Annotated in this window: 15 protein-coding genes and 1 pseudogene; 11 read left to right on the forward strand and 5 right to left on the reverse strand. The window is 59.7% G+C overall.

Annotated features, from left to right (window positions below):
* Window positions 1-36 precede the first annotated feature (36 nt).
* The 9 genes from EKA13_RS04485 (at window position 37) to EKA13_RS04530 (ending at window position 14,612) form a co-directional block, all read left to right on the forward strand.
* The gene (locus tag EKA13_RS04485) at window positions 37-1,257 is read left to right on the forward strand and encodes a type IV pilus secretin PilQ (protein WP_245704302.1); all 1,221 of its coding nucleotides are present in this window, start codon (window positions 37-39) and stop codon (window positions 1,255-1,257) included.
* A gap of 4 nt (window positions 1,258-1,261) precedes the next feature.
* Window positions 1,262-1,780 carry a shikimate kinase AroK gene (gene aroK / locus EKA13_RS04490; RefSeq protein ID WP_065758209.1) on the forward strand — a complete coding sequence of 173 codons (519 nt, stop codon included), beginning with the start codon at window positions 1,262-1,264 and terminating at the stop codon, window positions 1,778-1,780.
* Window positions 1,781-1,874: 94 nt separating this feature from the next.
* On the forward strand, window positions 1,875-2,972 hold the full coding sequence (gene aroB / locus EKA13_RS04495) for a 3-dehydroquinate synthase (protein WP_065758210.1): 1,098 nt from the start codon (window positions 1,875-1,877) through the stop codon (window positions 2,970-2,972).
* Between the two features lie 16 nt (window positions 2,973-2,988).
* On the forward strand, window positions 2,989-4,632 hold the full coding sequence (locus EKA13_RS04500; RefSeq protein WP_065758211.1) for an AAA family ATPase: 1,644 nt from the start codon (window positions 2,989-2,991) through the stop codon (window positions 4,630-4,632).
* Between the two features lie 361 nt (window positions 4,633-4,993).
* The gene (gltB, locus tag EKA13_RS04510; protein WP_065758212.1) at window positions 4,994-9,439 is read left to right on the forward strand and encodes a glutamate synthase large subunit; all 4,446 of its coding nucleotides are present in this window, start codon (window positions 4,994-4,996) and stop codon (window positions 9,437-9,439) included.
* Between the two features lie 32 nt (window positions 9,440-9,471).
* Entirely contained in the window at window positions 9,472-10,890 is a 1,419-nt protein-coding gene (locus tag EKA13_RS04515; protein WP_065758213.1) for an FAD-dependent oxidoreductase, read from the forward strand.
* 193 nt (window positions 10,891-11,083) lie between these two features.
* The gene (gene hemE, locus EKA13_RS04520) at window positions 11,084-12,148 is read left to right on the forward strand and encodes a uroporphyrinogen decarboxylase (RefSeq protein ID WP_065758214.1); all 1,065 of its coding nucleotides are present in this window, start codon (window positions 11,084-11,086) and stop codon (window positions 12,146-12,148) included.
* 109 nt (window positions 12,149-12,257) lie between these two features.
* A complete protein-coding gene (locus EKA13_RS04525; protein ID WP_065758215.1) occupies window positions 12,258-12,602 on the forward strand; it encodes a YgiW/YdeI family stress tolerance OB fold protein in 345 nt (114 codons plus the stop codon).
* A 921-nt stretch (window positions 12,603-13,523) separates the two neighbouring features.
* The gene (locus tag EKA13_RS04530) at window positions 13,524-14,612 is read left to right on the forward strand and encodes an anthrax toxin-like adenylyl cyclase domain-containing protein (RefSeq protein ID WP_065758216.1); all 1,089 of its coding nucleotides are present in this window, start codon (window positions 13,524-13,526) and stop codon (window positions 14,610-14,612) included.
* A 122-nt stretch (window positions 14,613-14,734) separates the two neighbouring features.
* Here the strand turns inward: EKA13_RS04530 and EKA13_RS04535 are convergent, their stop codons facing one another.
* Window positions 14,735-15,976: an MFS transporter gene (locus tag EKA13_RS04535; RefSeq protein WP_425415159.1), complete on the reverse strand. Its 1,242-nt coding sequence runs from the start codon at window positions 15,974-15,976 to the stop codon at window positions 14,735-14,737.
* 153 nt (window positions 15,977-16,129) lie between these two features.
* On the opposite strand from EKA13_RS04535, the gene EKA13_RS04540 reads away from it, so the two are divergent.
* The gene (locus EKA13_RS04540; RefSeq protein WP_065758218.1) at window positions 16,130-17,032 is read left to right on the forward strand and encodes a LysR family transcriptional regulator; all 903 of its coding nucleotides are present in this window, start codon (window positions 16,130-16,132) and stop codon (window positions 17,030-17,032) included.
* 53 nt (window positions 17,033-17,085) lie between these two features.
* A complete protein-coding gene (locus EKA13_RS04545; RefSeq protein ID WP_065758219.1) occupies window positions 17,086-17,859 on the forward strand; it encodes a ParA family protein in 774 nt (257 codons plus the stop codon).
* On the opposite strand, the pseudogene trxC reads toward EKA13_RS04545, so the two are convergent.
* The 4 genes and pseudogenes from trxC to EKA13_RS04565 all read right to left on the reverse strand — a co-directional run bounded on the left by trxC (window position 17,856) and on the right by EKA13_RS04565 (window position 25,047).
* Window positions 17,856-18,289: pseudogene (gene trxC, locus EKA13_RS04550) on the reverse strand (thioredoxin TrxC). The gene EKA13_RS04545 and the pseudogene trxC overlap by 4 nt on opposite strands.
* 108 nt (window positions 18,290-18,397) lie before the next feature.
* A complete protein-coding gene (selO, locus tag EKA13_RS04555) occupies window positions 18,398-19,858 on the reverse strand; it encodes a protein adenylyltransferase SelO (RefSeq protein ID WP_065758220.1) in 1,461 nt (486 codons plus the stop codon).
* Window positions 19,859-19,916: 58 nt separating this feature from the next.
* Window positions 19,917-23,264: a mechanosensitive channel MscK gene (gene mscK / locus EKA13_RS04560; protein ID WP_065758221.1), complete on the reverse strand. Its 3,348-nt coding sequence runs from the start codon at window positions 23,262-23,264 to the stop codon at window positions 19,917-19,919.
* Between the two features lie 40 nt (window positions 23,265-23,304).
* Window positions 23,305-25,047 (reverse strand): potassium/proton antiporter, encoded by a 1,743-nt coding sequence (locus tag EKA13_RS04565; protein ID WP_065758222.1) that lies wholly within the window; start codon window positions 25,045-25,047, stop codon window positions 23,305-23,307.
* Between the last annotated feature and the right edge of the window lie 15 nt (window positions 25,048-25,062).

Below are 25,062 nucleotides of genomic sequence, written 5' to 3' on the forward strand. Positions count from 1 at the left end.
AAGCGGTGTTGGGTGTTTGGTGTGCTCTTTTTAGTCATGGCAGACACAGATCTGCGTGCGGCTGTATCGACAGGCCCTTATGTTGGGGAGCCATTGTCGCTGAACTTTCAGGATGTCGAGGTGCGTTCGGTGTTGCAGGTGCTGGCCGATTTCACCGAGCTGAATCTGGTCACCAGCGACGCGGTGCAGGGCACTGTCACCCTGCGCTTGCAGGACGTGCCTTGGGATCACGCGTTGGACCTGGTGTTACGCAGCAAGGGGCTTGGCAGGCGCCTGGACGGTAATGTGCTGATGGTGGCACCGCTGGAAGAATTGGCGGGTCTGGCGACATTGCAGCGTGAGGTGTTGCAGGTCACGCATGCCAGGGCGGCAGATATCGCTGAGCTCTACCTGGGCTTGTTCACAGGGGATGCAGCAGGCGCTGAGCGCGGTGCGATCGTGATTGATGAACGCACCAACACGATTCTCGCGAACCAGACTTCGGCGCGCCTTGACGCGTTGCGCCAGCTCGTCGCGCAACTGGACGTGCCTGTGCGTCAGGTGCTGATCGAGGCAAGGATCGTTGAGGCCAATGTCGACTACGAGAAAAGCTTTGGCATTCGCTGGGGTGGCGAGTTGAGCCTGGGTGCTGGCGTGGCGCTCTACGGGCCGGGTGAGGTGGGGCGGCCTTTTGTCGACCTTGGGGCGGAACGGGCGAGCTCGGGCATCGGCTTGGGGCTGGTTCGTGACAGCCAATTGCTGGACCTTGAGCTCACTGCGATGGAAAAATCCGGTAACGGGGAGATCATCTCGCAGCCCAAGGTGGTGACTGCTGACCGAGAAACTGCACGGATCCTCAAAGGGACCGAGGTGCCTTATCAGGAGTCGGGCGCCAATGGCACCACCTCGATCACCTTTCGCGAGGCGTCTCTGTCGCTTGAAGTGACGCCGCAGATCATGGCGGACAACCGTGTGGTGATGGCCGTCAAGGTGACCAAGGATGAGCCTGATTACCTCAATGCCCAGGCTCAGGTGCCGCCGATACGGAAGAATGAGGTCAACGCCAAGGTTCAGGTGGGTGATGGGGAGACCATCGTGATTGGCGGGGTGTACTCGACGGTGCAAAGTAAAGTGGTCGATAAGGTGCCATTTTTGGGCGATGTGCCGTATGTTGGGCGGCTGTTTAAGCGCGATGTCGTACAAGAAAAAAAATCTGAGCTGCTGGTCTTCCTGACTCCGCGTATCATGAGTGACCAGGCGATTGCTGTGAGTCGTTGATTCTGTGCGAAATTTGATACTTGTTGGGCCGATGGGTGCTGGCAAAAGCACCATTGGCCGTCTGCTTGCCAAAGAGCTGCGTCTGCCGTTCAAGGATTCCGATAAGGAAATCGAGCTGCGTACGGGCGCCAATATCCCATGGATCTTCGACAAGGAAGGTGAGCCGGGATTTCGTGATCGTGAGCAGGCGATGATCGCCGAGCTGTGCGAGGCCGATGGCGTTGTGCTTGCAACCGGCGGTGGTGCCGTGATGCGTGAAGCCAATCGCCGGGCATTGCATGCCGGTGGGCGAGTGGTTTACCTGCATGCCTCGGTTGAACAGCAAGTCGGGCGCACCGCGCGTGACCGCAATCGACCGTTGTTGCGTACCGCCGATCCTGCTGCGACCTTGCGTGCCTTGCTGGAGCTGCGCGATCCGCTGTACCGGGAGATCGCCGATCTGGTCGTCGAAACCGACGAACGGCCGCCGCGCATGGTGGTGCTGGATATTCTCGAGCGCCTGGAGAAGTTGCCGCCCCGTTAGGCTATCCTCGGCGGCCAGTCATGCCGTGACAGGGCACCTCGTTACTGCGCGGGCCGCGCTATTGCTCCCGCGCCCTAGTTCATTGTGGGGAAACATGCAGACACTTAAGGTCGAGTTGGGTGAACGTAGCTATCCGATCTACATTGGTGAGGGCTTGCTGGATCAGCCCGAGTTGCTGGCGCCGCACATAGCGGGTCGGCAGGTTGCCATCGTTTCCAACGAGACCGTTGCCCCCCTTTATCTGGAGCGCCTGACCCGTACATTGGGCGCTTTTTCAGTGCTGCCAGTGGTATTGCCGGATGGCGAAGCCTTCAAGAACTGGGAAACCCTGCAGCTGATTTTCGATGCCCTGCTGACCGCGCGTCATGATCGTCGGACCACCATTATCGCCCTTGGCGGCGGTGTGATCGGCGATATGGCCGGTTTTGCGGCGGCGTGCTACCAGCGTGGCGTGGATTTCATCCAGGTGCCGACCACGCTCCTGTCGCAGGTCGACTCCTCGGTGGGCGGCAAGACCGGTATCAACCATCCGTTGGGCAAGAACATGGTCGGTGCGTTCTATCAGCCCAATGCAGTGCTGATCGATACCACCAGCCTGAATACACTGCCGGCCCGCGAACTGTCGGCAGGCCTGGCGGAAGTCATCAAGTACGGCCTGATCTGCGATGAGCCGTTCCTGGGCTGGCTGGAAGCGAATGTCGATGCCCTGCGCCGGCTTGATCAAGCCGCGCTTACCGTTGCCATTCAGCGCTCCTGCGCGGCCAAGGCCGCCGTGGTCGGCGCTGATGAGCGTGAGTCCGGCGTGCGCGCCACGCTGAACCTGGGACATACCTTCGGTCATGCGATCGAGACTCACATGGGCTATGGTGTCTGGTTGCACGGTGAAGCCGTTGCCGCTGGCACAGTCATGGCGCTGGAAATGTCCATGCGTCTGGGCTGGATCAGTCAGCAGGCCCGAGATCGGGCCATCCGCCTGTTTCAACGCGCAGGCCTGCCGGTGGTGCCTCCACAGGAAATGACCCCGGCGCATTTCATGGAGCATATGGCAGTCGACAAAAAGGTACTCGACGGTCGCCTGCGGCTGGTGCTGTTGCGCCAGTTGGGTGAGGCCGTGGTTACCGACGACTATCCAAGAGAGATTCTTCAGGCCACGCTGGACGCGGATTACCGCGCGATCGTGGCCCAGCTTTGAGGTTGATAAGAGTTCGATGACTAGTTTGCATGCCGACGAGGCCTTTCTCGGCCATTACCAGTTGAGCCACGACCCCTTCGCTGCGCGGGTGCCTGGTTTCAAATTCTTCCCGGCCCAGCGCAAGCCGGTGTTGGGCCAGCTCCATCACCTGGCGCGTTACAGTCAACTATTGCTGGTGGTCACCGGGCCACTGGGCAGCGGCAAGACCTTGCTGCGCCAAGCCCTGGTCGCCAGTACCAACAAACAGTCCGTACAGAGCATTGTGGTCTCGGCACGTGGGGCCAGCGATGCCGCCAGTGTGCTGGGGCAAGTCGCCCAGTCGTTGAACCTGGCCAAGGCCGAGGTTCCAGAGATTCTCGCTCAGGTGGTGCAGTTGGCACTGACCGGGCAGGAAGTCTATTTGCTGGTCGATGATGCGGAACAACTCGACGAGTCGGCACTCCAAGCCTTGCTGGAACTGGCTGCGGGCACTCCTGAGGGGCGTCCGCACGTGTTCCTGTTCGGTGAGCCGTCACTGATCGCCGGGCTGGATGCGCTGAATGCCGAGCAGGAGCGCTTCCACATCATTGAGCTGCAGCCTTACAGCGAGGATGAAACCCGGGAGTACCTGGAGCAACGCCTGGAAGGTGCCGGAAGTGGCCTCAATGTGCTGACCAGTGAGCAGATCGCCGATATTCACGAGCATTCGGAGGGTTGGCCTGGCGTAATCAACCAGGTTGCCCGGGATGCCTTGATCGAAGCCATGATTGCCAGCCGCACGACGGCGAAGCGACCATCAATGGGGTTCAAAATGCCTAAGAAGCACGTACTGGCGTTGTCTGCTGTGGTAGTGGTCGCCGTTGCAGCGGCGGTGTTGATGCCCAAGAAGGGCGACCAGACGCCTCCCGGAGCGCCTGCAGAGCAGGCACAGCTGCCATTGGGCCAGGGGCAGCCAAGCACTGCCCAGTCCAACAATGGTGGCCCGGCCATCGAATTTGCTGGCTCCTCGCAGCCTATGCCATTGCCACTGGTGGGGCAGTCTCAACCGGTGATGCGTGGTCCGCTGGCTGAAGCGGCGGGCATGGGGGACGGTGATGAAAGTACGCCTGCTGGCGAAACTGCATTGCAGCCGCCTACGGTGACGACCATCGCACCCCCTGCTGGCGTGCCAGCAGGCCCTGCACCGACACCTGCCCAACCGGTAGCGTCTACTCAGGTGCAACCGGCTGCACACGCTCAGCAAGCCCCGGTCGCCGCTGCCAGCAAGCCGGTTGCACCTGCGCCTGCACCTGCAGCGAAGCCTGCGCCTGCCCCTGTGCAGGTCGCCGCAGCCAAGCCGGCGCCGAAACCGGTAGAAAAGCCGGCGGAGAAACCAGTCGCGAAGGCCGCCGTCGGTGGTAACTGGTACGCCGGGCAAAAGCCGAGCAACTATGTGGTCCAGATCCTCGGTACCAGCTCTGAGGCAACGGCCCAGGCCTATGTCAATTCTCAGGGTGGCGACTATCGCTACTTCAAGAAAAACCTGCAGGGCAAGCCGCTGTTCGTCGTTACCTACGGCAACTTTGCCAGCCGTGATGCCGCACTTGCTGCAATCAAGGCCTTGCCAGCCAAGGTCCAGGCTGGTAAACCTTGGCCTCGTAGTGTTGCCAGCGTCCAACAAGAGCTGGCAGCGACCCGCTGAAATAGCTCGGTGGCACCACCCCCGCCACCTGCTGAGCGTCTCCTGAATTTCGGTCAAGCCTGCTGCGCCATGCGCGGCAGGCTTTTCTGTCCCAGACTGACGGCCAAAAGCCATTGCAGTCCAGGCTGAAACGCTTCAGACTCAAGCGAAGCCGCTATCACGGCAGTGCTTATAAAACATTCAAAAATGCGACATAGATTTGCGCGATTTCGTCGCCAAATTTGTGGGCTACCTTGTCGCTGTGCAACAATGACTGCCCTTTTGCCCCCGCAAAGCTGGCGTTCGTTCGGCGTGGATGGTAAGTGGTTGTACTAAAAAGAGATTTGCCTTGGTGAGAGGCGAACCTGGTGAGAAAGTGTCTATGAAAACAGGTCTGTACCATCCCGAAGAATTCAAGGATAACTGTGGTTTTGGCCTGATCGCCCATATGACGGGCGAACCCAGCCACCACCTTTTGCAAACGGCCATCGAGGCCCTGACCTGCATGACCCACCGTGGTGGGATCAACGCCGACGGCAAGACCGGTGACGGCTGCGGTCTGCTGATGCAGAAGCCCGATCAGTTCCTGCGAGCCGTCGCTCGCGAGCAGTTCGGCAGCGACCTGCCCAAGCAGTACGCCGTGGGCATGGTCTTCTTCAATCAGGATGATGCCAAGGCGCAGGCGGCACGCGCCAACATGGACAAGGAAATCCTTGCCGCGGGCCTGCAATTGCTGGGCTGGCGCAAGGTGCCGATCGATACCAGCGTTCTGGGCCGTCTGGCCTTGGAGCGCCTGCCGCAAATCGAGCAGGTGTTCATCGGCGGTGAAGGCCTGAGCGATCAGGAATTCGCCATCAAGCTGTTCAGTGCGCGTCGGCGCTCGTCGGTGGCCAACGCTGCCGATACCGACCACTACATCTGCAGCTTCTCGCACAAGACGATCATCTATAAGGGCCTGATGATGCCGGCAGACCTTGCCGCCTTCTATCCGGACCTCAGCGACGAGCGCCTGCAGACTGCGATCTGCGTGTTCCACCAGCGCTTCTCCACCAACACCCTGCCGAAATGGCCGCTGGCTCAGCCATTCCGCTTCCTCGCCCACAACGGCGAGATCAACACCATTACGGGTAACCGCAACTGGGCCCAGGCGCGTCGGACCAAGTTCGCCAACGAACTGATTCCTGATCTGGAAGAGCTCGGCCCGCTGGTCAACCGCGTCGGTTCCGACTCTTCGAGCATGGACAACATGCTGGAGTTGATGGTCACCGGCGGTATCGACCTGTTCCGTGGCGTGCGGATGATCATTCCGCCAGCGTGGCAGAACGTCGAGACCATGGACGCTGACCTGCGTGCGTTCTATGAGTACAACTCCATGCATATGGAGCCATGGGATGGCCCAGCCGGTGTGGTCATGACCGAAGGTCGCCACGCCGTATGCCTGCTCGACCGTAACGGCCTGCGTCCAGCCCGTTGGGTCACCACCAAGAACGGCTACATCACCTTGGCGTCGGAAATCGGCGTGTGGGACTACAAGCCTGAAGATGTGATCGCCAAGGGCCGTGTCGGCCCGGGCCAGATCTTCGCCGTGGACACTGAAACCGGGCAGATCCTCGACACCGACGCCATCGACAACCGGCTGAAGTCGCGTCACCCGTACAAGCGCTGGCTGCGCCAGAACGCCCTGCGTATCCAGGCAACCCTGAGCGATGACCAGGGCGTGGCCAGCTACGATGCTGACCAGCTCAAGCAGTACATGAAGATGTTCCAGGTCACCTTCGAGGAACGTGACCAAGTGCTGCGTCCGCTCGGTGAGCAAGGCCAGGAAGCTGTGGGCTCGATGGGTGACGACACGCCGATGGCAGTGTTGTCGCAGCGCGTGCGTTCGACGTACGACTACTTCCGTCAGCAGTTTGCCCAGGTCACCAACCCGCCGATCGACCCGCTGCGCGAAGCGATCGTCATGTCCCTGGAAATCTGCCTCGGTGCCGAGCGCAACATCTTCCAGGAATCGCCTGAGCATGCCTCGCGGGTGATCCTCAGCTCCCCAGTGATTTCGCCCGCCAAGTGGCGTTCGCTGATGAGCCTGGATCGTCCAGGTTTCGAGCGTCAGTTGATCGACCTCAACTATGAGGAAAGCCTCGGCCTTGAGGCAGCGGTCCGCAACATTGCCGATCAGGCTGAAGAAGCGGTGCGCAGTGGCAAGACTCAACTGGTGTTGAGCGACCGCCATATTGCCCCGGGCAAGCTGCCGGTGCATGCATCGCTGGCTGTCGGTGCCGTACACCACCGCCTGACCGAGCAAGGCCTGCGCTGCGACAGTAACATCCTGGTGGAAACTGCGACCGCGCGTGACCCGCATCACTTTGCGGTACTGATCGGTTTCGGCGCGTCTGCTGTGTACCCGTACCTGGCGTACGAAGTGCTGGCCGACCTGATCCGCACCGGGGAAGTGCTGGGTGACCTGGATGAGGTCTTCAAGTATTACCGTAAAGGCATCTCCAAGGGGCTGCTGAAGATCCTGTCGAAGATGGGTATCTCCACCATTGCTTCTTACCGCGGCGCCCAGTTGTTCGAGGCCGTTGGCCTGTCGGATGAAGTGGTCGCGCTGAGTTTCCGTGGCGTTGCCAGCCGCCTGAAAGGCGCACGTTTCGTTGATATCGAGAACGAGCAGAAGCTGCTCGCTGCCGAAGCCTGGAGCCCGCGCAAGCCCATCCAGCAAGGCGGTTTGCTCAAGTTCGTTCACGGTGGCGAATACCACGCCTACAACCCGGATGTGGTCAACACCCTGCAAGCCGCTGTGCAGCAGGGCGACTATGCCAAATTCAAGGAATACACCGCGCTGGTCGACAAGCGTCCGGTGTCGATGATCCGCGACCTGCTGAAGGTCAAGGTCGCAGACCAGGCCCTGGCGCTGGACGAAGTCGAGCCACTGGAAGCGATCCTCAAGCGTTTCGACTCTGCTGGTATCTCGCTTGGCGCCCTGTCGCCAGAGGCGCACGAAGCGCTGGCTGAAGCCATGAACCGCCTGGGTGCGCGTTCCAACTCCGGTGAGGGCGGTGAAGACCCAGCCCGCTATGGCACCATCAAGAGCTCCAAGATCAAGCAGGTGGCCACAGGCCGTTTCGGCGTGACGCCGGAATACCTGGTCAACGCTGAAGTGTTGCAGATCAAGGTGGCCCAGGGCGCCAAGCCGGGTGAGGGTGGGCAACTGCCAGGTGGCAAGGTCAACGGCCTGATCGCCAAGCTGCGTTATGCCGTACCTGGCGTAACCCTGATCTCGCCGCCGCCGCACCACGACATCTATTCCATCGAAGACTTGTCGCAGCTGATTTTCGACCTCAAGCAGGTCAACCCGCAGGCGCTGGTTTCGGTGAAACTGGTGGCAGAAGCGGGCGTCGGTACCATCGCCGCTGGCGTGGCCAAGGCCTATGCCGACCTGATCACCATCTCCGGTTACGACGGTGGTACTGGTGCTTCGCCACTGACCTCGATCAAGTACGCCGGTGCCCCGTGGGAGCTGGGCTTGGCCGAGACTCACCAGACCCTGCGCGGCAACGATTTGCGTGGCAAGGTTCGCGTGCAGACCGACGGTGGCCTGAAAACCGGCCTGGACGTGATCAAGGCCGCCATTCTTGGCGCTGAAAGCTTCGGTTTCGGCACGGCGCCAATGATCGCCCTTGGCTGCAAATATCTGCGTATCTGTCACCTGAACAACTGCGCCACTGGTGTAGCGACCCAGAACGACAAACTGCGCAAGGACCACTACATCGGTACCGTCGACATGGTGGTGAACTTCTTCACCTACGTCGCCGAAGAAACCCGTGAGTGGCTGGCCAAACTGGGCGTGCGTAGCCTCGGTGAGCTGATCGGGCGTACCGATCTGCTGGAAATGCTCCCGGGCGAAACTGCCAAGCAGCAGCACCTGGACCTCAGCCCGCTGCTGGGCAGTGAGCATGTACCGGCCGACAAGCCGCAGTTCTGCCAAGTTGACCGCAACCCACCGTTCGACAAGGGTGTGCTGGCCGAGAAGATGGTCGAGATGGCCCTGCCAGCGATCAAGGATCTGGCGGGCGCCGAATTCAACCTGGACATCTGCAACTGCGACCGTTCGATCGGCGCGCGGATTTCCGGCGAGATCGCCCGTCTGCACGGCAACCAGGGCATGGCCAAGGCGCCTGTCACCTTCCGCTTCAAGGGTACTGCAGGCCAGAGCTTCGGCGTCTGGAACGCAGGTGGCCTGAACATGTATCTGGAAGGCGACGCCAACGACTATGTCGGCAAAGGCATGACTGGCGGCAAGCTGGTGATCGTACCGCCAGCGGGCAGCCCGTTTGCTACGCAGCACAGCGCGATCATCGGCAACACCTGCCTGTATGGTGCCACTGGCGGCAAGCTGTTTGCTGCGGGTACTGCCGGCGAGCGTTTTGCTGTGCGTAACTCCGGCGCCCACACGGTTGTGGAGGGTACTGGCGACCACTGCTGCGAATACATGACTGGCGGTTTCGTTTGCGTACTGGGCAAGACCGGCTACAACTTCGGTTCTGGTATGACCGGTGGTTTCGCCTACGTGCTCGACCAGGACAACAGCTTCGTTGACAAGGTCAACCACGAACTGGTGGAAATCCAGCGGATCACCGGCGAAGCGATGGAAGCGTACCGCAGCCACTTGCAGCGCGTGCTCGGCGAGTATGTCGAAGAGACGGGTAGCGAGTGGGGACGTGAGCTCTGGGAGAACCTGGACGACTACGTGCGCCGCTTCTGGCTGGTCAAGCCGAAGGCTGCGAGCCTGAAGAACCTGCTGTCCAGCACCCGTGCCAACCCGCAGTGATATGCGCCTGAAGAGTTTGATGAGGTTTAAACATGGCTGAACGTCTGAGTAATGACTTCCAGTTCATCGAGGTCGGGCGCAAGGATCCGAAGAAGAAACTGCTGCGTCAACGCAAGAAAGAGTTCGTGGAGATCTACGAACCCTTCAAACCCCAGCAGTCGGCCGAACAGGCCCACCGCTGCCTGGGCTGTGGCAACCCGTACTGCGAATGGAAGTGCCCGGTGCACAACTTCATTCCCAACTGGTTGAAACTGGTGTCCGAGGGCAACATCCTGGCGGCGGCGGAACTGTCGCACCAGACCAACACCCTGCCGGAAGTCTGCGGCCGGGTGTGCCCGCAGGACCGCCTGTGCGAGGGTGCCTGCACCCTCAACGACGGTTTTGGTGCGGTGACCATCGGTTCGGTCGAGAAGTACATCACCGACACCGCGTTCGCCATGGGCTGGCGCCCGGACATGTCCAAGGTCAAGCCGACCGGCAAGCGTGTCGCGATCATCGGTGCCGGTCCGGCTGGCCTGGGCTGTGCCGACGTGCTGGTGCGTGGTGGGGTAACCCCGGTGGTGTTCGACCGGAACCCGGAAATCGGCGGTCTGCTGACCTTCGGTATCCCCGAGTTCAAGCTGGAAAAAACCGTGTTGAGCAATCGTCGCGAAGTCTTCACCGGCATGGGCATCGAGTTCCGCCTGAACACCGAAGTGGGCAAGGACATCAGCATGGAACAGCTGCTGGCCGAGTACGATGCCGTGTTCATGGGCATGGGTACCTACACCTACATGAAAGGCGGTTTCCCTGGTGAAGACCTGTCGGGCGTGCATGATGCGCTGGACTTCCTGGTGGCCAACGTCAACCGCAACCTGGGCTTTGAAAAGTCGCCGGAAGATTTCGTCGACATGAAAGGCAAGAAGGTCGTGGTGCTGGGTGGTGGTGACACGGCGATGGACTGCAACCGCACGTCCATCCGTCAGGGTGCCAAGGCGGTAACCTGCGCCTATCGTCGTGACGAAGCCAACATGCCAGGCTCGCGCAAAGAGGTGAAGAACGCCAAGGAAGAGGGCGTGAAATTCCTCTACAACCGTCAGCCAATCGCCATTGTGGGCGAAGACAAGGTTGAGGGCGTGAAGGTTGTCGAGACCCGTCTCGGCGAGCCGGATGCCCGTGGCCGTCGCAGCCCTGAGCCGATTCCCGGCTCCGAGGAAATCATCCCGGCAGACGCCGTGGTGATCGCCTTTGGCTTCCGTCCAAGCCCCGCGCCATGGTTCGAGCAGTTCAGCATCCAGACCGATAGCCAGGGTCGTGTGGTGGCGCCGGAGCAGGGCGCGTACAAGCACCAGACCAGCAACCCGAAGATCTTCGCCGGTGGCGATATGGTCCGTGGGTCTGACCTGGTGGTGACTGCGATCTTCGAAGGGCGCAATGCCGCTGAAGGGATCCTGGACTACCTGGGCGTCTGAAAAAGCATCGCGGGGCGAGCCCGCTCCCACAGGGTCAGCATCACAGCGACCGTGGTGGGGCGAGCTCGTCCGGCGATGAAGTTTAGAAAATCTATTGACCTAGTGCAGGTCGATAGACAAAAGGCACGGTTCATACCGTGCCTTTTACGTTGGTGTCTGAGAAAATGCCCCCACTTTTTTTCCGGATGCCGACATGACTGCCTTGAAGAACGATCGTTTTCTGCGCGCCCTGCTCAAGCAACCCGTAGACGTTACCCCTGTATGGATGATGCGCCAGGCTGGCCGTTACCTGCCGGAGTACCGCGCCAGCCGCGCCAAGGCCGGCGATTTCATGAGCCTGTGCATGAACCCGCAGTTTGCCTGCGAGGTCACCCTGCAGCCGCTGGAGCGCTATCCACTGGACGCGGCGATCCTGTTCTCCGACATCCTCACCATTCCCGACGCCATGGGCCAGGGCCTGTACTTTGAAACCGGCGAAGGCCCGCGTTTCAAGAAGGTCGTCAGCACCCTGGCTGACATCGAAGCCTTGCCGATCCCCGATCCGCAGAAGGACCTGGGCTACGTGATGGATGCGGTCAGCACCATCCGCCGTGAGCTCAATGGCCGGGTGCCGCTGATCGGCTTCTCCGGCAGCCCATGGACCCTGGCCACCTACATGGTCGAAGGCGGCTCGTCGAAAGACTTCCGCAAGACCAAGGCCATGCTCTACGACAACCCGCAGGCCATGCACCTGTTGCTGGACAAGTTGGCGCAGTCTGTAACCTCGTACCTCAACGGGCAGATCCTCGCCGGAGCACAAGCCGTACAGATCTTCGACACCTGGGGTGGCAACCTGTCGGCTGCGGCCTACCAGGAGTTCTCCCTGGCCTACATGCGCAAGATCGTCAGTGGCCTGATCCGCGAGCACGAAGGGCGCAAGGTTCCGGTCATCCTGTTCACCAAGAATGGCGGCCTGTGGCTGGAAAGCATTGCGGATGCTGGCGCCGACGCCCTTGGTCTGGACTGGACCTGCGACATTGGCGAAGCCCGCCAGCGCGTCGGCGCCAAGGTTGCCCTGCAGGGCAACATGGACCCGACCGTACTCTACGCCAAGCCTGAAGCCATCCGTGCTGAAGTGGGGCGTATCCTGGCCAGCTACGGGCATGGCACCGGTCACGTGTTCAACCTCGGCCATGGCATCACCCCGGAAGTCGATCCTGAGCATGCTGGTGTCTTCATCAACGCCGTTCATGAGTTGTCGGCGCAGTACCACCAGTAAGCACTGTTGAATAAAAAGCGCCCGGCCAATGCCGGGCGTTTTGCATTAAGTTTGAATTCAGCGTGCCTGCTTATGCTGGTCCCATCGAAACCAAGATTGGATCACACTTATGAACACCCGCTATCTCGCACTGCTTCTCGCTCCCCTGTTCAGCACCGCTGCCCTGGCCGCTGGCTACACGGGCCCTGGCGCACAATCGGTGGCCACGGTTGCCGAGGCCCACAACGCGGCTGACGACACCCCAGCCGTGCTGCAAGGTCACATCACCCAGAAGCTGAAGAACGAGAAGTACGAGTTCAAGGATGCTACCGGCAACATCATTGTCGAAATCGACGACGAAGACCTGCCGCCAGTGGCCTTCAACGACAAGACCCTGGTCAAACTGACTGGCGAAGTCGACAAGGGCCTGATGAAGCGCGATGTCGATGTGGATCTGGTCGAGGTATTGAACTGAGTCTGCGCAGGAACGGCACCTCATTTGCTCTTGAATACAGGTTTACACCTGTTTCCACAAAACGCTCGATGCATTGCATCGGGCGTTTTTTATTTCAGGGGCAGTTGGGCCGCTCCCCGTTATAGATCAACACAGATTTATCCCCCATCTGCAGTGCCTTCATCACCTCTCGATCCTGGCGTGCCCTCGAATCAAAGACCCGGCTGTGCTTGTAAAAAGCGTGGCGCGAAATGCCCATGAGCATGAATCTGTAAACCCTGTTCAGGATGGGATATCTCTTACATGCATGGATCCAACTGTCCCACTCAAAAACAGGTGGTTCTGACGGTAAATCCGCTCTCGTCTGAGAATTTTCCTACAGATAAGCTCGGATCAATGTCGAATAATGGCTTTCCGCTACCTGAGAAGATTTCACATCAGAGGTGAGATATTACAGATGCTCTGAGTCTTCGCAAGCGAAGAAAGGGTTCTCTTTGATTATGTCAGGTGTTTTTCTTTAAGCCTGACTCATGCATTACTTTGGTGGCTGTCCCAGCCAAAAAGATGCTCTTTTATTGCCTTGATCGGATGTCTGAAGACACCACGATCCGCAACGTTGGATGCCTGTTGGAAACACAGAAGTAGATCCCGCTTCACGTGCGGGCCAATGTTGTGCATCCCCTTTCGGGTGATTAAGCATAAGTTTGCGGATAGGCACTTTTATTTTTGCAGCCTGAAAAAGCGCCGCGTAGCAGGTCACGTTATTTGCCCTGCCGAATCTGTGTGTAACGCGGAAACGGCTACGGGTTGCGGGATACGTGTGCCTGTCAGGCGGGGATATCAACTTTAAATGACGTCGTTCAAGGGGGATCCATGAGTTAAGAATAGACTGGTTTTATTGTAGATGCTTTCTAAGCACGATTAATGCTCAAAGAGGTAAGTATGCTTACAGAAATTGATTGTGGTATGACGCGTGACCATATTAATGTCTTTCAATCGCTCGCGCGTGAATATTCAACGTTCATTTTTGTTCGTCCCGTAAATCAGGACTCGACAAGTTTGATTGCCGAGGGTTACAGCACGAAAAAACTGGATATTCATGCCAAAAGCTCGAACTGGGGACCTATGTCTGGCTTTATCTGCGTCGATTCAGAACTCAGCAAGGTGGTCGATGAGGGGCCCGATAAGGTAGCTAAGAATCGTGAAGCTGTGCGACACGCTTTGCGCACAGATGGGGTGGGTCAAACTGAGTTGATAATCCCGTATACGCGAATCGAAGAACTCGTGAAAAAGGGATTGTTTACCCATGCCGGCATGGGAGGATCATTCCAGGCCAGCAGCCGCAAAAATGTAAAGCAGATGCGCTTTGAATGTGAGCGAAGTGCGGATGGCCGGTGCCATGTTTATTACTATCCTGCGGGTAAAAAAATGCCTGTCATGGTCATTGGTTACAAACATGAGGGTGCCGTCATTGCGGTGACCGCGGATTATGACATTTTTGCAATTTGCCCCCACCATACAGCGCCCGGCTTCAGCAGTGCGTCGGTCGCTAATGTGACAGATCAAGGCCTCTTGGGTGTTCTTTCAAGATTTCAGGAGAATTTGATTCGTGTGATCAACTCCCGCTGCGGAAAACACCCGGTCGTAAACCATGGTACTGAACTGAACAACCCATTTCCGGAAAATGATCGAGAGCTGGCGATGTTTGTCCCGGGTGGAAATGCACGGATGATCAATAGAGGTCATTTGCACGATATCTTTGGGGATCTCGCTATTCGAGGCTTTCATGTGTATTCCAATAGCCGCTGGAACGCTGCTGTCAGAACGCATATTGGATCGAGGATGAGTCGACTGCAAAATCCTGCAGTGCGTGGGGCCTGCGCGACTAAATATCTGAGTGACGCAGACTTTAATGGGCTAAGCGTTAGAGGGTATGGCGGTGAGGCGCGTCTTGCGTTCGCGCAAGATAAGTTTGGTAAGGAGTTGGTAAACAACTCGGCCGCCGATATTCGTCCACGTTGGCGTTTTTGATTTTTCAAAAGTGTTGAAGCAAAACCTTAGCGACAGGCCTGGACGGAGTGCGAGAGGTCGGTAAGGGGGAGGCAGTAAGTGCCAGGGAGGCTCCTATCATTTTGCCGCGGGCACACTGTAGCTTAACCCTTGGCGTTTTCTGGCAGTGCCGGCAACTTGCTCAGGTGCAGTGCCACCAGCAGGGCAATGACCAGCAAGCTGCCGATGAAGAGGCCGATGCCGTTCCAGCCGCCCTGGTGCCAGAACACACCACCGGCGGTGCCGGCGACACTGGAGCCGGCGTAGTAGCTGAACAGGTACAGCGACGAAGCCTGGCCCTTGGCCTTGAAGGCACGGCGGCCGATCCAGCTACTGGCCACCGAGTGTGCGCCGAAGAAGCCGAAGGTGAAGATCAGCATGCCGATGACGACTAGTGGCAGGGGTTCGAGCAGGGTCAGCAGCAGGCCGCCGAACATCAGCACAATGGTTGCCCAGAACACCTTGCGCCGGCCCAACTTGTCGGCCAGCGCGCCAATTTGTGCCGAGCTGTAGATGCCCGACAGGTAAACCACCGACAGCAGCCCGACCAAGGCCTGGTTCATGTGGTAAGGCTCTGCCAGCAGGCGGTAGCCGATGTAGTTGAAGAGGGTAACGAAGGCGCCCATCAGCAGGAAGGCTTCAAGGAACAGCCAGGGCAGCCCGGCATCGCGAAAGTGCAAGGTGAAGCCGTCCAGCAGGCTGCGAGGATTCAGCGGGCGCGCACGGAAGTTACGGGACTCGGGGAGCATTTTCCAGAACAGTACCGCGGCGATCAGTGCCAGCCCACCGATGGCCAGCAGTGCCGTGTGCCAACTGACGAAGTCGATCAGTACGCCAGTAATCAAGCGTCCGCTCATGCCACCAATGGCATTGCCGCCGATGTACAGGCCCATGGCCAGGCCAAGATGCTGAGGGTAGATCTCTTCGCTGAGGTAGGTCATGGCCACCGCAGCCAGCCCGCTCAAGGACAGACCGACCAGTGCGCGCATCGCCAGAACCCCTTCCCAGGTGGGCATCAGCGCACTGGCGATTGTGCATAGTGCAGCGCAGAACAACGCTGCAACCATCACGGGCTTACGCCCAATACGGTCTGAAACAGGCCCGGTGACCAGTAGACCGAACGCTAGCAGCGCAGTCGACACCGACAGCACCAGGCTGCTCTGCGCCGCATTGATGGAGAACTCCCGGGACAGCAGCGGCATCATGGGTTGCACGCAATACAGCAGCGCGAAGGTGGCGAAGCCACCACAGAACAATGCCAGCACCGTGCGCATGAACGCCGGTGTGCCCTTTTCGATCCAGTGGTCAGTGGTGGTGGCTGCGTCCGTGGTGGGTGCAGGGGGCACGTCGTGGGCGAGGGGAGCAACAGCAATTTTCACGGTAAACCTCGGAAGGGCTACGGCCAGTCAGGCAGTGAAAAAAGCATATAGCTAGCTAATGATCATTTCCAATATATTGTTCGACCTGTTTAAGATGTTTTGCGACCTGTTGAGGGTGTCATGGAATTACGCCACTTGCGGTACTTCATTGCAGTTGCCGAAGAGCTCCACTTCGGGCGGGCGGCACAGCTGTTGGGCATCTCCCAGCCACCCTTGAGCCAGCAGATCCAGGCTCTGGAGCAGGAGTTGGGGGCGCGTTTGTTCGAGCGGACCAACCGACGAGTGGAGCTGAGTGAAGCCGGCCGCTTGTTCCTCGATGAGGCGCGACAGGTGCTGGCTCAGGTCGATAAGGCTGCCGATGTCGCTCGGCGCGCCCAGCTTGGCGAGCTGGGTGAAATGAAAATTGGCTTCACGACCTCGGCCCCGATTAATTCGGGTATCCCCAAGGCGATTTATGCCTTTCGTCAGCGCTTCCCCGCCGTGCACCTGAACCTCAAGGAAATGAGCAGCCGTGATGTTGCCGATGCGCTGCTCGACGAGACCATCGAGATCGGTCTGATGCGCCCGCTGGCCTTGCCGGAGAGCCTGCTCGCCACGGAGTTGTTCCGTGAACCTCTGGTGGCGGTGCTCAGCGCTACACACCCGCTGGCGGAGGGCAGCGAGCGTGGCTTGTTGTTGTCGACGCTGGCCAATGAGCCGTTTGTATTTTTCCCGCGCAGCTATGGCAGTGGCCTGCATGCGCAATTGATGAGCCTGGCACGGCAGGCGGGCTTCAGCCCGCACTTTGCCCAGGAGGCGGGTGAGGCCATGACGATTATTGGCTTGGTGGCAGCGGGCCTGGGGGTGTCAGTGTTGCCGGCCTCTTTTCAGCGCATGCGTATTGACGGTGTGGTCTATCGGACCCTGCTTGATGCCGACGCGGTTACCGCTGTGTGGTTGGTGCAGCGACGCGAGTCGGCCTCGGTCATGGCCCATGCCTTTGTCGAGCTGCTGGCGGGCCAAGGGCTCAATGGTGCTGGCTAAACCGCCGTCACGCCCACATACTCGGTCATTCACTGATACACGGAGGTCATTCCATGCGGCGCGTGGTGTTTAATCAGAAAGGTGGCGTGGGTAAGTCGAGTATTGCTTGCAACCTGGCGGCGGTGAGTGCCAGTGAAGGCTACCGAACCCTGTTGATTGACCTGGATGCCCAGGCCAACTCGACCCAGTACCTCACCGGCCTGACTGGCGAGGATATCCCCATGGGGATTGCCGATTTCTTCAAGCAGACATTGTCGTCCGGCCCCTTTGCCAGGAAGAACAAGGTCGACATCTACGAGACGCCGTTCGACAACCTTCATGTCGTCACCGCTACTGCGGAGTTGGCTGACCTGCAACCCAAGCTCGAGGCCAAGCACAAGATCAACAAGCTGCGTAAGTTGCTCGATGAGTTGTCCGAAGACTACGACCGGATTTATCTCGATACGCCGCCAGCGCTGAACTTTTATGCGGTATCGGCATTGATTGCAGCCGATCGGGTACTGATTCCCTTCGACTGCGACAGCTTCTCGCGCCAGGCCCTATACGGTCTGCTGGCCGAAATCGAGGAACTGCGTGAGGACCACAATGAGCACCTGCAGGTCGAGGGCATTGTGGTCAACCAGTTCCAGGCCCGGGCCAGCCTGCCCCAGCAGATGCTCGACGAGTTGCTGGCTGAAGGCTTGCCGGTGCTGCCGGTCTACCTGAACAGCTCAGTGAAGATGCGCGAGTCGCATCAGGCCAACCTGCCGTTGATCCATCTGGAACCACGGCACAAGTTGACCCAGCAGTTCGTTGAACTGCATTCGCTGCTGGAAGAAAACGCTTAAATCCCCTGACTGCGCAGCCACTCCAGCAAGTGCTGGAGTGGGAAGGCGCCGCTTTGGCGTGCGACTTCGCGGCCATTTTTGAACAGGATCAGGCTGGGAATTGAGCGAATACCCAACTGCGCAGCCAGTTGCGGGTTGGCCTCGCTGTCGAGCTTGGCCAGGCGACAGCGCCCGCTTAGCTGGCTGGCCGCCTGTTCAAAGATCGGCGCAAAGGATTTACACGGGCCGCACCAGTCGGCCCAGACATCAACCAGCAGTGGCAGATCACCCTTGATCTGGCTGGCATAGTCCCCCTGTTTCAATTCAAACGGTTTGTTCAGCAGCACGGCGCCTTTGCAGCGTCCGCACTTCGGGGCGTCGCCCACGCGTGCGGCGGGATGCGATTCAGGCCATTGCAATGAGGGCAGGGTATCAGCAGCGGGTCGGTCATGGTGGCGTCCGGGAAGCGAGTCGATAGAGGTTATCTGGAGCGTACGCGCAGCTTTTTCAATGTCGGCTCCGAGTGATTCTCATCTGATTCATTGATGTTGGCAGTTGCTCACGAGGAGCAACTGATCTCCAGATGCTTGCCCCACTCGGGTGGCCGCTCTGCGTACGCCTCCATGCCTGGTTGTTCGTCGAATGGCGTGCAGAGTACCTGGTGCAGGCGACGCACCTCGCTGTAGTCACCCGCTTCAGCGGCTTCTATCGCGCGTTGGGCCAGGTAGTTGCGCAGGATGTACAGCGGGTTGACCGCATGCATCCGGGCGCGGCGTTTTTCGCTGTTGCCCGGTTCACGGGCGATGCGTGCCAGGTAGTCTTCAGACCAACGGTCAAAACCGGCGAGGTCGACGAAGTCGTCGCGAACCACACGCAGCGCCGCTTCTGCGGGCTGGTCGCCGAGCTTTCTGAAGAACAATGTGTAATCCACCGCACCCTGTTGCATGACCTGCAGGAGCCCCTCGATCAGCGCCTTGTCGGCGTCTTCAGCGTGCGTCAGGCCGAGTCGACGACGCATCAGGTCCAGGTAGTGGGCTTCGTACAGCGGCAGGAACAACGCAAGGGTTTCGCGCAGGGCCTCGACGCTGATGAAGGGCGTCAGGGCCTGGGCCAGGGCGCTGAGGTTCCAGTGGGCAATCGGCACTTGATTGCTGTAGCTGTAGCGTCCCTGGTCATCCGAGTGGTTGCAGACGAAGCGGGCGTCGAAATCGTCCAGGAATGCAAAGGGGCCGAAATCAAAGGTGATGCCCAGGATCGACATGTTGTCGGTATTCATCACGCCGTGGCAGAAACCATAGGCTTGCCAATGGGCGATCAGTTCGGCGTTGCGCTCAACGATGCTACGGAACATCGCCAGATACGGCTCGGGCTGATCACGGCACTCTGGGAAGTAGTGGTTCAGCACGTGCTCGGCGAGGATCTTCTGCTGCTCCGGCTGGCGGGTGTAGTAGAAGTATTCGAAGTGGCCGAAGCGAACATGGCTGGGTGCCAGGCGCAACAGCATGGCCGCGTGCTCCTGGGTTTCGCGCCACACAGGCGTGTTCGAGCCGATTACGCACAGCGCTCGGCTGCTGGCGATACCCAGGGCATGAAGGGCCTCGGAGGCGAGGAACTCGCGAATCGAAGAGCGCAGAACCGCACGACCATCTCCCATACGCGAATAGGGCGTTTGCCCGGCGCCTTTCAGGTGCAGGTCCCAATATTCGCCTGCGTCATTGCGCACTTCGCCCAGCAACAGGCCGCGGCCATCGCCCAGGCGAGGGTTGTAGGAGCCGAACTGGTGACCGGAGTAAACCATCGCCCGAGGTTCAGCCTCGGCCCAGAGTTTATGGCCACTGAAAAGCTCGGCAAACACCGGTGAGTGGGCCTCGGTAGGGTCGAGGTCGAGCAGGGCCATGGCGGCATCGCTGGCAACCACCAGGCGTGGCTCGGCAATCGGCTCGGGCAGTACCGACGTGGAGAACGCATCGCCCAGACGGGCGAAGCGGTTATCGAAGGTGAGTTCGTCGAGGGCTTTCAACGGCCATCTCCAGGAGAATGTCCGACCATTCTGCAAGGGTATGGCCGTTGACGTCCAGTCAGGCGGGATTGGAACCTGATGCCAGATCATCCGGCTTGCCGATCAAAGGGATTGGCGCGGCGGTCTTCTGATCCTCTGCGGGAGCGATGTTGAACACCTGTCCCTGCATGTTTTTCAGGTAGATTTCCAGTTGGCGGTACGCGATGTTGATGTTGTTTTTCTTGAACTCGCTGTTGATGACGCGGTTGACCTCATCCAGCGCCGGGTTGCGGTCACCGAGGTCGCGTACATGCATGCGCAGTTCGTGGTCCAGTGTGCTTTCGCCAAAATTGAGGAAGTAGACCGTCGGGGCCGGCTCCTTGAGCACGCGTGGGTTGTCGTTGGCGGCCTTGAGCAGCAGGTTGCGCACCAGCTCCAGGTCCGAGCCATAGTCGACGCCGATCTTGAGCGTGACTCGGGTGATGGTGTCAGTCAGCGACCAGTTGATCAGTTGCCCGGTAATGAAGGTCTTGTTCGGGACAATGATGTCCTTGCGGTCGAAGTCGGTAATGGTGGTTGCTCGGATGCGGATCTTGCTCACGGTACCGGACAGGTTGCCGATGGTGATGGTGTCCCCGATACGCACCGGGCGTTCGAACAGGATCATGATCCCCGAGATGAAGTTGGCGAAGATTTCTTGCATCCCGAAGCCCAGGCCGACCGACAGCGCAGCCACCAGCCACTGCAGCTTGTCCCAACTGACGCCGAGGGTCGACAGCGTGGTGACGAAGCCGATCCCGGCAATTGCATAGGACAACAGCGTGGTCGCCGCGTAGGCACTGCCTTGGGCCAGGTTCAGCCGCGACAGTACCAGCACTTCCAGCAAGCCTGGCAGGTTGCTGGCCAGGGCAAAGGTGATACCGACGATTACCAGTGCACCCAACAGGTCACCGAGGCTGATCGGGACCATGCTCATGGCTGCACCAGTGCCGCTGGTGTATTCGTAGAGGGTGATGTTGTCGAGGTAGGCAAACACACTGATCAGGTCTGCCCAGACCCAGTACAGGGCGCCAATGAAGATGCCGAGCAGCGCGAGGCGGATCAGGCGCAGCGACTGCTGGTTGACCTGTTCGATGTCCAGGGTCGGCTCTTCAATCATCGTTTCACCGTCCGGGCCTTCCTTGACGGCCTGACGTTTACTCTGTGCACGCTGATAAGCCAGGCGGCGTGCGGCAACTGCCAGGCCACGGACGAATGCAGCCTCGATCACCAGCCAGAGCATCAACAGATACAGCGTGTCTATCAGCCGGTCGGTGAGCTTCAGCGCGGTGTAGTAGTAACCAAAACAGACCGCGACGAACAGGGCGATTGGCAACACGGTGAAGGCCAGCCCCACGGCCATGCGAAATAGCGAGGCCTGGTTATGGTTCGGGCTGCTTAGCAGCAGGCGGCTGAGCAACCAGGTCATCAGGGCGTAGCAGGTCAGTACTACGCCGATACCCAGCACGTCGTCGGCCAGGGCCGAGGGTTGGTGCTCGGCGACCGCCACCACGGCCACCAGTGCCAACACCACTGCGCCAAGACGCCGGATCCAGCTGCGGAGGAACTCCACCTGCGGTTTCTCCCAGCGAAAATGCAGCTCGGCAACACCCGCGGGCGCGAGAATCCGGTACGCGGTGTAGAACACCATCCAGGCTTGGGCAATCTGTAGCAGGGCGGCACCGAGGTTGGCATTCTGACCGCGTGCGTCGATCTGCAAGGCAAAGCCGCACAGGGCCAGCGCCAGGCTGATCGGCAGCGCCAGCAGCACGTTGATCAGGAGCGCCTGAGGGGTGTGCCACTGACTATCGCGCTTGAAGTGACCGATATCCCGATGGACCTTGCTCAGGCGCGCATACAGGTAGTTGCGGCGCCAGAGCAGGGCACCGATCAGCAACAGCAGCGGCAGGAACAACAGCGGGCGTTGTACCAGACCGTCAGCCAGTTCACTCACACTTGAGGCCCACGGCAGGCTCACGACCTGCTTCTGCAGGCGCTCAGGTACGCTGCGTAGCCATTCCAGTTCCAGCGGCTTGTTGCTGGGGATCCAGAACATCTGCTCGTCGAGGGTGGCGCGCAGGTTCTGCGCCGTGCTCAGTAGCTGCTTCTGGTTCAGTTGCAGGGTGATGGATTCGTTGAGCAGTGCACTCAGTTCACGGTTAAGTCGTTCAAGCAGGTCACTGCGGGTGATCGCGACTTCAAGCAACGCCTTGCGCAATTGCGGCGTAGCGCTTTCCTCTGGGTGGCTGGCCAGCAGTTTGTCGACATAGCTACTCGGGCTGCTGATCTGCTCGCGCTGTTGGTTGACCTCAAACTGGTAGAGGCGGATATCGGCAATCTGGTCCGCCAGGTCACCGTCGACTTTCAAGTGCGGCAGGGACTGTTTCTGTTTGTAGAGAATCTTGGACAGCAGCAGGCTGCCCTTGAGCACACTGATTTGTTCGTCCAGCGCCAGATCGCTCTGGGTCAGGGCATCAAGTTGCTGCTTGGTCTTGAGGTTTTCCTGAGTCAGTTGGTTGAGCCGGTCTGTGCTCCGCAGCAGGTAGTCGGAGAGCTTGAGGTTGGCAGCACTTTCGGTGGCCAGAACACTGCTGCCCCCGGCTTTCTGCGCCTCGATGGATTGTTCGGTGACGGTCTGCTGCGACTGGGCCAGGCGCTTCTGGTTGATCAGGGTCTGCAGGTCCTGAATCTCTTGCTCCAGGCGTGCCGCGCGCTCGATCAGCAAGTCATGCTGGCTGCTACCCAGATCTTGCAGCAAGCTGTTGCCGGCCAGTTCCTGCCGGCGTAGCAGGGTCAGGGCGTTGAGGGCGGCTAGCTCGGCATTGAGTTGGTTGCGCTGTTCTGGCGACAGCACCTTCCCGGCTTCTTTGCCCAGTTTCAGGCTGGTATTGATCTGTTGGCTGCGTGTCTGGTTGTCGCTGATTTCGGCCTGGGCCCGCTCCGGGCGAGTCTGGGAGGTAATGGTCAGGCTGTTGGCTTCGGAGAGTGCCTTTTGCAGGTCACTCTGTTGGGTCGTGCGTTCGGTGAGCAACTGTTCCAACTGGGGAACATCAAGGCTGGCATAACGCTCAGCCACCGGAATGACCTTGCTGCTCTTGAGCTTGGCCAGTTCGCGCTGGTTTTCACCGGTCTTTTTTGGGGCATCGCTGAGTTGCTGCTTGAGCGCGGCCAGGCGTTTTTCACTGTCATCCTTGCTGTTGAGGAAGACCAGGGTTTGTTCCAGCACCTGACGCAGGGCTTTCTGCTCCGCCTCAGGCAGCTTGCGCTCGGCAATCTTGTCGAGACTTTGCTGAACAGCGGCAGCGTTGGGTGGCTCCGCAGCGAAGGCGAAGGTTGCAGAAAGGCACAGCCCCAGCAGGGCTGCGCAGACAAGCGTGCGCAAGGACATAGGCAGAAAATTCGTACAAGCAGATGTAAGAAAGCGGAGTTTAGAGGAACAGGCCCGGGCCGGGGCGACTTCCTTCGGGAAATTTGACGCCCACTTTGAGGATCTTGTTCCCCTCCATCAGCGCAACGGTCCACAAGGTGTTGTTCCATTCGATCTGGTCACCCACTACCGGCGCACCACCAACCTTCTGTTGGATGAAGTGGCTCAGAGGCGTGTGTGGGTCCTGACCGTCGAGCTTGAGGCCGTACAGGGCCGCTACAGCCCCCAGTTCTGCGTCACCTTCAAGGACGAAGTCACCGAAGAAGCGCAGGTCCAGACCACGTTGTGGTGCCTGGCTGAACAGCTTGCCCAGGGCCGGGAGATCGTGTTCATGGCCGATAACACAGAGCAGGTCACCCACCTCCAGGGTGGTACTTCCCGACGGGTGGAGCAGTTGCTGACCACGGAAAAGCGCTGCAATGCGGGTACCCTCAGGCATTTTCAACTCGCGCAGCGCTGCGCCGATGCACCATTTTTCAGCACCCAGACGGTAGACGAACAGCTCCCATTCACTGGTGATGTGCACTTCCAGTGCAGAGCGGGAGATGGGTGCCGGGTCAGGTGGCACGGTGACTTTCAGCAGCTTGGCCACCCACGGCAGGCTGGTGCCTTGCACCAGCAGCGAGACCAGGACGATGAAGAAGGCCAGGTTGAAATACAGTTGTGCGTTGGGCAGCCCGGCCATCAGCGGGAACACCGCCAGAATGATCGGTACCGCGCCGCGTAGGCCGACCCAGGAAATAAAAGCCTTTTCGCGGCCATGGAAGGCCTTGAATGGCAGCAACCCGGCCAGCACCGACAGCGGGCGGGCGAAGAGGATCATCCACAAGGCCAGGCCCAGTGCCGGCAGGGCAATTGGCAGCAGGTCGTGCGGAGTGACCAGCAACCCCAGCACCAGGAACATGCCGATCTGTGCCAGCCAGGCCATGCCGTCGAGCATGTGCAGAATGCCGTGGCGGCTGCGGATCGGGCGGTTGCCCAGTACCAGGCCGCAGAGGTACACGGCGAGGAAGCCACTGCCGTGCAGGGCGTTGGTCAGGGCAAATACCAGCAGGCCACCACTGATCACCAAGATCGGATAGAGGCCGCCGGCCAGGTTGATCCGGTTGACCAGTTGCAGCATCAGCCAACCGCCGCCCAGGCCGAGCACCGCGCCAATGCCAAACTCGCGCACCAGGTGCCCGAGCAGGCCCCAGTGCAGGCCTGTCTGACCGCTGGCGAGCATGTCGATCAGGGTCACGGTGAGGAACACCGCCATGGGGTCGTTGCTGCCCGATTCGATTTCCAGCGAGGCGGTGACCCGTTCATTCAGGCCCTTGCCGCCCAGCAGGGAGAACACCGCAGCAGCGTCGGTCGAACCGACAATGGCGCCGATCAGCAGGCCCTGGATCAGGTTCAGGTCAAACAGCCAGGCCGCCATCATGCCGGTCAGGCCGGTGGTAATCAGTACCCCGACGGTCGCGAGCGATAACGCTGGCCACAAGGCAACACGGAAGCTCGCGACCCGCGTACGCAGGCCGCCATCGAGCAGAATCACGGCCAGTGCCAGGTTGCCGACGAGGTAGGCGGTGGGGTAGTTGTCAAAGATGATGCCGCCGCCATCGACCCCGGCTGCCATGCCTACGGCGAGGATGATCACCAGGATGGGGATGCCCAGTCGCGAAGACAGTGAGCTGACCAGAATACTTGCACCTACCAGCAACGCGCCGATCAAGAACAGGCTGTTGATGGCGGTCGCATTCAAAGGCAGTACTCCAGG

The sequence above is a fragment of the Pseudomonas defluvii genome, from assembly GCF_001695625.1.
GTDB lineage: Bacteria > Pseudomonadota > Gammaproteobacteria > Pseudomonadales > Pseudomonadaceae > Aquipseudomonas > Aquipseudomonas defluvii.